Below are 10,161 nucleotides of genomic sequence, written 5' to 3'. Positions count from 1 at the left end.
ACATTCCCGTTCATTGCCGATAAAAATATCCGATCGGTCGCGATATAGAATTAATAGCACTGGATAAATATGCCATATAAAATATACTCACCTGCTGTAAATAAATTTACCCGCAAGCTTAATTCCCATGATAAATATTTCAGTACGTTCTACCCGTCGGGTGTCTTGAAATTTTCAGGTGTAATCGATGAGGCCCGTTTCCTGGTTGCGCTGGAGAGTTCGCTACAGTCCTTCGACTTTCTGTTCTCCACGCTACGCGAGCGCTCAGGCAACATCCATGCAGAGTATCGCGGGGGCGAAGCAGACAGCCATGTCGGCCTCGAACGATCGACGCAAGGCGCGATCGAAAATACAGCAGCACTGTTGCCGCAGACCATCGACAGCCGGGTGCTGCACCCGGATGGCAGCGTCGACGGCCTGCCGATGCTGTACCTGAAGCTCACGCACTTTCCGGGCGGATTCGCCATCGGCTATTTCTTCAACCATGCTTTCATCGATCAGTCCAGCCTGGTGTATTTTTTCAAATCGTTGGCGCGCCATTACAACGAAGCGGCGGACGGCCTGCCCGAGCCGGTTCTGGTCGACACCCTATCCTTGCTGGAAGACGGGGACAAATGCGACTGCAACTGTCGAGACGACTTTCTCGCGCAGGGCGAACAACTCGGATTTCTGTGCCGCCCCCTCTCCTGCGCGGATGACCACGACGCGCGGAATGTGCGGCCGGCGCAAGGCTGCGATCTTCAATTCGATGCCGCCGCCATCACTGTGCTTCGCAATAATGCAGCAAGCCCTGTGTCCAGCAACGACATCATTAATGCCGTGCTGCTTAAAATCCACGCCGAGGACCGATCACTAAACTACAGTCGACTCGAAATGGCATGCGACATGCGTCATGCCATTGGATTGGACGACAGCACTATCGGTAATATCATCGCGTCGATCACCACAGGTGAAATGGCCAGTGCGGATATCCGCAAGATGACAGTCCTCGATCTCGCCATCGCCATACGGCGCCTGGTCGCGCGCCGAGGGCGATCCAACTTGAGCCGCATACTGAACTGGTATCGGCAGCTGGAACAGCATACTGACAACGCCGATCGCGTCGTTCACCGTATCCAGTCCGACCCGTCCATTGTATTGACGTCGAACTGGAGCCAGTTCGACTACCCCGCCATCCGCTTCGGTCGGGACAGCATGCTGGAAGCGCTCGAACACCCGCACGCCGCCATGGCTCCCTATCTTGGCATCATTACCTTCGGCACCGCCGGGGGGCGCGTGAATCCGCACCTCAGCGTAACGCTGCCGCTGGATCTTCTGGCCACGGCCCGGCAGCTCGGGCAAGAGAACGCGCTATTTCACCTTGCCGCCGCCTGCGATGGCATGCCTGACGGCACATGAGAAACGGGCGCGATGCGCGGCAAACGATAGAGACTGGACTAGACTGAATGACGGAAACCTATTGCCAGACGTTGGCTGAATCCAAACGGATAGCGCCACCCGCCATGCAGGAGAGAACCGCCATGACCGCCTCCCCCTCTGACGAGGTTCTTATCGATGTCGATCTGCGCCATGTCATTTTCGCTCTCTCCGACGCGCTCGATCTGGTCGGTGTCGACGACGTCGGCCACGGCAAGCGTGTCGGCATCATGGCCGCCGGTTGCGGGCGGGCACTGGGGCGCTCTGGCGACGAACAGGAGCGTTTGTTCGATCTGGGCTTGTTGCACGATATCGGCGTATCGTCCACGCGCGTTCATGCGCATCTGGTCGCAGAATTCGACTGGGAAGGCTCGCAGGACCACTGCGCGACAGGGGCTGCCCTGCTTCGCGGCTTCGCTCCGCTCAGTTCGCTGGCCGCACCGGTCCTGCATCACCACACGCGCTGGGAAAAACTGGCATGCATGCCGGGTGTGACACCGCAGGAAGCGGAACAAGCCAATCTGATCTATCTGGTCGACCGCGTCGATGCTCAGGCCGCGCCGTATTATGCGACAGGGGGAATACTGATGCAGGCGACAGCACTGCGCGAGTCGATCGCCGAGCGCTCGGGAACCTATTTCGCCCCCGCCCTGGTCGACGCCTTCCTCGCTGCGTCGGCCTGCGAAGCCTTCTGGCTGCAGCTCGAGCCGCGAGGGATCGCGGCGATTCTGCTCGAGCGCCAGGCACAGGGCCGTCGCTGCGCCGCGACGATGGCGGAACTCAAGCAGTTGGCCACGATTTTTTCGCGCATCGTCGATGCCAAGAGCCCGTTCACCGCGCAGCACTCGCTGGGTGTCGCGCGCTTGGCCCGCTTGCTCGCGCAACGCATGGGACTGGATGCCGAGCGCTGCGACCGGCTCGAAATTGCGGCCTTGCTGCATGATCTCGGCAAACTGCGCGTTCCGGACGAGGTATTGGAAAAACCGGGACCGCTTGACGACAGGGAACGCAAGCTGATCAATGCCCACAGCTTCGAAACCTACCAAATCCTGCGCCCGATTCGCGGCTTCGAAGACATCGCGCGCTGGGCAGCCTACCATCACGAAGAACCGGATGGAAACGGCTACCCCTTTCACGTCACCCGCGCGGCACTGCCGCTGGAAGCGCGCCTGCTGCGCGTGGCCGACATCTTCCAGGCCATGGCGCAAGACCGTCCGTATCGCGAGGGCATGAACGGCGAGGCAATCCTCGCCTTCCTGCGCACGCTGGCCGGCCAGGGCCGTGTGGATGGCGACATCGTGGAAATCGCGGGGGCTTCGATACAGGAGGCGATGACGGCGGCTCGGCCCGTCGCAGCAGCGCGCCCGGTCGGGCACGCCCCTGATCGAAAATAGCCGGGCGTGGTCAAGGCGGCCCCGATCCGCTCGCGGCATGCAAGGCGATACACCGCCCCCATCCTCCTGGCCGCCGTTCCGGGATTCACCGCGGCGGCGGCGCAGACCAATGCCGTACACCCAGCCGCCAGATGGCGTGCACGCCGGACGGCCCATGCGGCGCAGGGGGATGGCACCCGCACACGATCAACGCCGACAACGCCAGGATGCACAGCAGGGCGGCAGCCAGAAAGCGTACCCGGGCAAGCGGAGGCTCCCGCTTCGGCGGATCGGCACACTCGCTCGCCGGTGAGCCCGCCATCACACGCATGCCGGTGCAACGGGGTTCAAAACACGGGAAGCATCGCTGCCCGCACGCGAAAAGGCCCGATGCGGCGCTATCGTGCAAAAGCCGCCGTTCAGAACGAACTGGGCTTCGATTTCGGTTTCCAGCGCCTTGCGCCGCTGGTATTGCGCGCGCTTGGCGGACGGGACCGTGGCCGGATCGCGCGCGGGAAGGCGACTGTCGAGGGCAAAAAAATGCGGCCCCGCCGGCATGCCCCCCAAGCTCCTCCACACCGCGTCGTAGTCTGAACGGATCGCCGAGTAGCCGCGGCGGTTATGGACATGGCCTCGATTGCTCACCGCCAGCAGATGCCGGATTCCCAGCAGGCGAGAGATGATGCACAGCGCTTTGACCATCAGGATCTTGGGCATCATCCCGTAGAGGTCTCTGGTCACCTCGCGGAAGCGCTCGCGCCCGTCCGTCCCTTGCGGCCCTTGCAGGCACCCGAGCAGAACCCGGCTGTCGCCGGTGTCGTCGCAACCGAGGCTGAAAGCCAGCGTCACCAGCCGTTGTTGCGAACGGGCGCAGACCAGATTCAGCATCAGCTCGCCCTCTTTGTCCATCGTGTGCGTCAGTGCCAGCTCGATCAGATAGAACTCGCCGCTCTTGCCCGCAAATCGCGCCAGCGGTACCGCTCGCTCGCCCAGTAAATGCTGCCGCAACGGCGGCGAGAACAGCGAGTGGAACAAGACGTAGTGACGGCGCAGCAGGCAAAGCTTGTCGGCGGTATTGAAATCGACGCACAGATACGGGCGCTGCAATTTGTGCAGCCATTGCGGCTGTCTGGGCACTACCGTCGCCAGTTCGGGCTCGGAGGCCAGAAAACGGAACCAGAGCGCCGAATGCGAATACTGAAGCAACGCACGCAACAGAAACTTGGCCTGCCTGAATCTCTTGCCATCGCTCTGTGCCTGCCCGTAGACACGGGCCGTATTCCAGATAGTGCGCAGCATGCTTCCCTCCATCGCATCGTGACGTGGGAAATTTTCCCACACTTTGGCGCGATAGGGTGGGAAATTTTCCCCCGTACGGTGATATACTCACTGCCATACTGTCAGCGACGCCAATCGATGCCCGACTCTCTGTCCCCGCCACCCGATAGACAACGCTTCGTTGTCACACTCGAACGGATGTTGCGCCCGCTGGTCCGCCTCCTGCTGGACCATGGCGTCGGCCTGCCGTCGCTGGTCGAATTATTGAAGGCCACCTATGTCCAGGTAGCAGACCGCCACTTCAAGCTGCAGGGCAAGGCACAGACTGACAGCCGCATCAGTCTTTTGACCGGGGTGCACCGCAAGGATATCAAGCGTCTGCGCGACGGCATGAACCAGCAGAAAATGACGTTCGAGACGCCACTGGCAGCCCAGGTTCTCGGGTGCTGGACCGGCGACGAACGCTACCGCGATGCGTGCGGGCAGCCGCTGCCGCTGCCGCGCTTTCCACGCGAAGGTCAGTCCTTATCGTTCGAGACGCTGGTGCAGTCGGCAGGCAAGGACATCCGCCCGCGCTCCCTGCTCGATGAATGGCTGCACGCCGGCATCGTGACGCTCGATGAGCACGACGACGTCCATCTGCAGGTGGCGAGCGCGGTGCCCTCCACCGCGCGCGACGATAAACTGGAATTCATGGGCCGCAACATCCATGACCACCTGGCCGCGATTGGCGCCAACTTGCGCCAGTCGCCCTCTCCTTTTATCGAACGCTGCGTGTTCTACGATGGATTGAGCCCGGACCAGATCGCGCTCTTGCGCGCGCTCGCGCAAGAGCGCGCGATGGATGCCCTGGTGGAAATCAACCGGCTGGCCCGGGAGATGCTTGAAACCCGCACGGACTCGAACGCGGCAGACAGCCAACGCTTCAATTTCGGGATGTATTTCTATCACGAGTCCGAACATGAAGATGAACGCTGACTTGCGCCGCCTCGCCCGCGCCGCCAGCCTGGCGCTGTGGCTGGTGGCCGCCGGCAAGCAGGCGGCAGCCACCGATTTTTGCGAATTCGCCCCGGGCACGCATGCGGTGACCTTGATCCGCGGCGAGCCGGGCAGCGGCGGAATCGGCGGCACCGGTGCTCCCCCCCGGACGGCCGGCTCGTCGACGGTAGTCCAGGGCAAAGGCGGCATAGGCGATGCGCTTCGCGAGTCGCAGGCCACCGCGACCGGCAGCGGAGGAATCGGCGGCGCCGGCAAGGCGCTTCGCGAGTCGCAGGCCGCCGCGACCGGCAGCGGAGGAATCGGCGGCACCGGCAAGGCGCTTCGTGCGTCGCAGGTCGCCGCGACCGGCAGCGGAGGAATCGGCGGCACCGGCGCAGCGGTACGCCCCGCGCTGGCCGGCAGTGTTCTGTTCGCCCATGGCACCGTACTTGCGCAACGCGCGGACGGCTTCAGCCGCACATTGAATGCCGGCGACCCCGTCTGCACAGGCGATGCCATCGAGACGCGACAGGCCAGCCTCGCCCAGCTGACCATGGCGGATGGCGGGCAGATAGGCATTCGTGCGGAAAGCCGCCTGCAGCTGGATGCCTTCGTCTTGCCGAGCACGATGGACGGCAGCGAACGCTTTTCGGCGACACTGGACTGGGGCAGCATACGCGCAACGACTGGCGAGATCGGCCATCTGCACAAAGCCCTGTATGCACTGCATACCCCCGTGACCGATATCGGCATCCGCGGCACGGTGCACGAAGTGTTCCACATCCCGAACCCGCTTCCGGGCGTACCGGCCGGAACCTATAACCGGGTCCTCTCCGGCGGGACCGTATTGCTCGGCGCAGGCCAGCGCCTGGAGCTGGCGCCGCAGGAAATCGGCTTCGTCCCCGCAATCGGCCGCGCACCGATGCGCCTGCCGCATCTGCCGTCGGCCCTGGTCAAAATGACAACGCCGGCCTGGAGCAGTGGCAACAAGAATACAGTGGCACCCGTCGACGACACAGAGGCCGCCACCTATCTCAAGCCACTGCAGAGCATAGACAAGAACTTCGATCTGAGCACGGTTGCGCCGGAAGGCTCGGCCTATGTCGGCGTCAGCCAGGACATTGGCAATTCGATTCTTGTTGCCGGGGGGGCCATCAGCCGCAAGCGCAATGGCTCGCTCATCGTGCTGGACCCCGACTGGGGCATCCCGGTCGCTGCCGCAGACACCCACAACGGCTTCAACTTCCAGAGTCAGGACAACTCGCCGTTGTATGACCTGGGCTATGCCACAGTGGATGGCATCGATGTGATATGGGGGCTGTACGGTGCCACCGCCGTGGTCGATCCGAACTCCGGTGCAGTGAAATCCTACGACTTTCACCATTTTGCCTATGCCGATCAGGGGGCAACCCCGCGCTCGGTACTGTCCAGCCTGAGCGGGACCGCCACCTTCGGGCAACTGATCGGCGGCACGATGTTGAGCGACGAAAGCGGCGGTATCGGCGGCCAGGTCAACTCCCTGAGCATCGGTGTCCGCTTCGGCGGCAACGCCGCCATTACCTCGTATCAGATCAATGCCACAGATGCACAATCGCGAACCTGGGATGCGCAGTTCAACGGGGCAATCAGTCTGTCCGCTTTCCGCGCCGGCAAGATGGCGTTGACGGGGACATGCCAGGGAGAGGGATGCGGCAGCGGCAGCGCAACCGGCACCGCTTCCGGCATCATTATCGGCAATAACGGCAAAGGCATCATCACCAGCTATGGCCTGCAGACCGGTAGCGGGCAATCGGCCGCGGGAGCGGCCGTGGTCGCGCGCCCATGAGTTTGCGCCTGCCCCAAAGCGGGCAGCACGGCACGAATGGGCGGCTTCAGCCACCCTTGCGGTATTGGCTCGCACTGTGCGGAACCTTGTCGGCGGCCGCTGCCCATGCCGATGTCTGCTCAAGCGCACTGGACGAGGTCGAAGCGGACTGGCGTCTCGGGCGGCTGACACAGGTCGTCGCCGGCCTGCGACCGCACGAGGCTTCCTGCGTTTCAAATCCGCGCTTCGACCGCGTGCTCGGCGAATCGCTGCTAGCCTCGGGCCAGTCGGCAGCGGCGCTGGCGCCACTGGAACGGGCGACAACCCTGGACCCGGACGATCAGGCGGCCTGGCGCGCCTTGTCGCAGGCATGGCGGGAGCTGGGCGACCCCGACGCTGCCCGCATGGCGCGCCAGGCGATGACAGCCAAGCGGTACGCCCCCCTCCCCGTCGCCGAAGCCGGATTTCACTGGCAGACGACACTCGAAAGCGGCGTCGGCCATGACAGCAATGCGACGCTGGCCCCTTATGACAGCACGATTTCGGTTCCATCGCTCGGCAACACCCTCTTCACCCTGAGTCCAGCTTCGCGACAGCGATCCGCCTCCTATCGCTCCGGACTGCTCCACGCCGAAGGGCGCTGGGATACGTCGACCAGGTCGGCACTGTCCTTGTCCGCAACGAAGAACGAGCGCCGCTACGACGGCTTGCCGATCGCGACGACCGACGAATACACCGTCACGGCACGATACGACCGCGACGAAGGCGCACTCGGCATCTGGTCGCTGGGCGCGCTGTCCGACCGTTTGATGCAAGGCAAAGACATGACGCGAACCGCCACCGGAGGAAGCCTCGAGTGGAGACCGGCGCCGATCTCGCCCTGGCAACCCGTCGTGGCATGGAATGTCACGCGCTACAACACCCTGCGAACGAAGGCGGACGACGACAATTTCAGCGAGCAGCTGCTTACCCTGGCGGCGACCGTCCCGCTGGGCAGGACCACCTTCGGCGCCTCCCTGCTCGGCGGGCACGATCAAACCGGCCCGCATCATTCGGATGGCAATCGCGATGTCGTCAGCCTGCGCCTGTCGGCCAACGGCAAAGTATTCGGCAAAGCCGAGTGGTATGCATGGGTGGAACGCATGAACAGCCGCTACGCCAAACCCGACCCCACGTTTCAGAGGACGCGGCAAGATACGCTGGATACGGCTGGCACGGGAATATCGGTAGGATTGCGCTATGGCTTCAGCCTGCGCACTCAATTGACGCTATCAAAGCAGCATTCCACCATCCCGCTCTACGCTTACCACCGAGCGGATTGCAATCTGGTTCTGAGCTACGAACTGGGAAAGTAGGGATTGCGGGGGGCAGAACGCAAAAAAACCCGGTATGCACCGGGTTTTTCAAGGCCAGAACTGTATGGTTTACAGTACCTTGATGTTCGAAGCTTGTTTGCCTTTCGGGCCGGTGGTCACGTCGAAGCTGACCTTCTGGCCTTCTTGCAAGGATTTGAAGCCGGAAGAATTGATCGCGGAAAAGTGCGCGAACAGGTCTTCACCGCCTTCGTCCGGGGTAATGAAGCCGAAGCCTTTAGCGTCGTTGAACCACTTAACGGTACCAGTTGCCATTGCGTATCTGTCCTGTGTGTTGAAATGAGCAAACGCTCAATGGATTTTGACGTCCATTACTATAGTATACACCAACTACTACATATATAAAGGAATTTCGCTTACCCCACGATCATCGGCCGAAACGGCTTTGGCCTGCCCCGCTCAGCGTTGCCGCCGCACGGGATTTCGCCATCGAATCGCCGCGAAACCGTGATAAGTGGTGTAAGCGTAAGGCACGGCGAAAAGGAGTGCAAGCACTCCCTACAAAACACGCCTACTCGCTGTGAATCATGGTCTCAGGCCGCACCCAGCCATCGAACTGTGCGGCACTCACATAGCCCGATTCCAGCGCCGCTTCGCGCAGGGTGGAGCCCGTCGCGTGAGCCTGTTTCGCAATCTCGGCCGCATGGTCATAGCCGATATGCGGGGCCAGCGCGGTCACCAGCATCAAGGATTTTTCCAGCTGCTCGGCGATGCGCTCGCGCCGCGCTACGATACCGCGCACGCAATGCGCCTCGAAACTGCTCATGCCGTCCGCCAGCAGGCGAATACTCTGCAACACATTGTGCGCGATAAGCGGTTTGAACACATTGAGTTCGAAATTCCCGCTCGCGCCGCCGATACCGACAGCGACATCGTTGCCCATCACCTGGGCGCACACCATGGTCAGCGCCTCGCACTGGGTCGGATTGACCTTTCCCGGCATGATGGAGCTCCCCGGCTCGTTCTCCGGAATCGCGATCTCCCCCAGCCCCGAACGCGGCCCAGAGGACAGCCAGCGCACATCGTTGCCGACCTTCATCAGCGCCACCGCCAACGTCTTGAGGGCGCCGTGCACGGCAACCAGCCCATCGTTGGCGGCCAGGGCGGCGAATTTGTTGCGAGCACTGACAAAAGGCAGGCCGCTGACTTCGGCCAGCCGCTCGGCCACCGCCTGCCCGAAGCGCGGATGGGTGTTGAGGCCCGTTCCAACGGCGGTACCCCCGATGGCCAGCGGGAAAATGGCAGGCAGAACCGCATCAATCAAGGCCCGCGCCTGCTCCAGCTGCGCCGCATAGCCTGAAAACTCCTGCCCCAGTGTCAGCGGCGTCGCATCCTGCAAATGCGTGCGCCCTATTTTGACGATGTCGGCGAACTGTTCCGCCTTGCGATGCAGCGTCGCCTGCAGCCGGTCCAGAGCGGGCAGCAGAGTGCCCACCACCGCCAGCCCCGTCGCCAGATGCATGGCCGTGGGAAAGACATCGTTCGACGACTGCCCCATATTGACATCATCGTTCGGGTGAATCAGCCTGCCGCCGCCACGCTCGCCCCCCAGCAGCTCGGATGCGCGATTGGCCAGCACCTCATTCATATTCATATTGCTCTGCGTACCGGACCCCGTCTGCCAGACCGACAAGGGAAACTCGCCGCGGTGCAAACCCACCCGCACTTCTTCGGCAGCCGCGACAATCACGTCCGCCAGGGCCGCGGGCAGCAGCCCCAATTCGAGATTGACCCTCGCGCAAGCCGATTTGACCATCGCCAGCGCCAGCACGATCTCCTCCGGCATCGTTTCGCGCGAGATGGAGAAGTAAGCGAGCGAGCGCTGCGTCTGCGCCCCCCACAGCCTGTCGACCGGAACCTCGACAGGCCCGAAGGAATCCCGTTCCGTCCGGGTCGTCTTCATTGTTTTCATTGATCTTCTCCTCATACGGTGCGATGC

Annotated in this window: 8 protein-coding genes; 5 read left to right on the top strand and 3 right to left on the bottom strand. The window is 62.6% G+C overall.

All coding sequences use genetic code 11. The features are described 5' to 3' along the window. The first annotated feature begins 165 nt into the window (after positions 1–165). Positions 166–1,398, top strand: coding sequence for an acyltransferase (locus G520_RS0115830; RefSeq protein WP_028536499.1), 1,233 nt, complete (start codon positions 166–168; stop codon positions 1,396–1,398). 122 nt (positions 1,399–1,520) lie between these two features. Further along, a complete protein-coding gene (locus tag G520_RS23135; protein WP_156876988.1) occupies positions 1,521–2,810 on the top strand; it encodes an HD-GYP domain-containing protein in 1,290 nt (429 codons plus the stop codon). A 300-nt stretch (positions 2,811–3,110) separates the two neighbouring features. Here the strand turns inward: G520_RS23135 and G520_RS0115820 are convergent, their stop codons facing one another. Continuing rightward, a complete protein-coding gene (locus G520_RS0115820) occupies positions 3,111–4,088 on the bottom strand; it encodes a VirK/YbjX family protein (RefSeq protein ID WP_028536498.1) in 978 nt (325 codons plus the stop codon). A gap of 117 nt (positions 4,089–4,205) precedes the next feature. Between G520_RS0115820 and G520_RS23130 the strand changes: the two genes are divergently transcribed. Genes G520_RS23130 through G520_RS0115805 form a run of 3 tightly spaced genes read left to right on the top strand, consistent with a single transcriptional unit; the run spans position 4,206 to position 8,204 of the window. Beyond that, positions 4,206–5,045, top strand: a complete 840-nt coding sequence (locus G520_RS23130) for a DUF6502 family protein (protein WP_036666399.1) — start codon at positions 4,206–4,208, stop codon at positions 5,043–5,045. After that, the gene (locus G520_RS0115810; protein ID WP_028536497.1) at positions 5,029–6,870 is read left to right on the top strand and encodes a FecR family protein; all 1,842 of its coding nucleotides are present in this window, start codon (positions 5,029–5,031) and stop codon (positions 6,868–6,870) included. The genes G520_RS23130 and G520_RS0115810 overlap by 17 nt, the downstream gene beginning before the upstream one ends. Then, a complete protein-coding gene (locus G520_RS0115805) occupies positions 6,867–8,204 on the top strand; it encodes a tetratricopeptide repeat protein (RefSeq protein WP_028536496.1) in 1,338 nt (445 codons plus the stop codon). The genes G520_RS0115810 and G520_RS0115805 overlap by 4 nt, the downstream gene beginning before the upstream one ends. 69 nt (positions 8,205–8,273) lie before the next feature. Here the strand turns inward: G520_RS0115805 and G520_RS0115800 are convergent, their stop codons facing one another. After that, entirely contained in the window at positions 8,274–8,477 is a 204-nt protein-coding gene (locus G520_RS0115800; protein WP_028536495.1) for a cold-shock protein, read from the bottom strand. A gap of 256 nt (positions 8,478–8,733) precedes the next feature. Beyond that, positions 8,734–10,125 carry a class II fumarate hydratase gene (gene fumC, locus G520_RS0115795; RefSeq protein WP_028536494.1) on the bottom strand — a complete coding sequence of 464 codons (1,392 nt, stop codon included), beginning with the start codon at positions 10,123–10,125 and terminating at the stop codon, positions 8,734–8,736. Between the last annotated feature and the right edge of the window lie 36 nt (positions 10,126–10,161).

Source organism: Paludibacterium yongneupense DSM 18731, from assembly GCF_000422925.1.
In the GTDB taxonomy this organism is placed as follows: domain Bacteria; phylum Pseudomonadota; class Gammaproteobacteria; order Burkholderiales; family Chromobacteriaceae; genus Paludibacterium; species Paludibacterium yongneupense.
Note: the sequence above shows the minus strand (reverse complement) of the source record. Positions and strands in the feature narration are given on the sequence as shown.

Coding starts and splice junctions, on each gene's coding strand:
- G520_RS23135 (WP_156876988.1), top strand. CDS start 1,521: ATGACCGCCTCCCCCTCTGACGAGGTTCTTATCGATGTCGATCTGCGC.
- G520_RS0115805 (WP_028536496.1), top strand. CDS start 6,867: ATGAGTTTGCGCCTGCCCCAAAGCGGGCAGCACGGCACGAATGGGCGG.
- G520_RS0115800 (WP_028536495.1), bottom strand. CDS start 8,477: ATGGCAACTGGTACCGTTAAGTGGTTCAACGACGCTAAAGGCTTCGGC.
- G520_RS0115820 (WP_028536498.1), bottom strand. CDS start 4,088: ATGCTGCGCACTATCTGGAATACGGCCCGTGTCTACGGGCAGGCACAG.
- fumC (WP_028536494.1), bottom strand. CDS start 10,125: ATGAAGACGACCCGGACGGAACGGGATTCCTTCGGGCCTGTCGAGGTT.
- G520_RS0115810 (WP_028536497.1), top strand. CDS start 5,029: ATGAAGATGAACGCTGACTTGCGCCGCCTCGCCCGCGCCGCCAGCCTG.
- G520_RS23130 (WP_036666399.1), top strand. CDS start 4,206: ATGCCCGACTCTCTGTCCCCGCCACCCGATAGACAACGCTTCGTTGTC.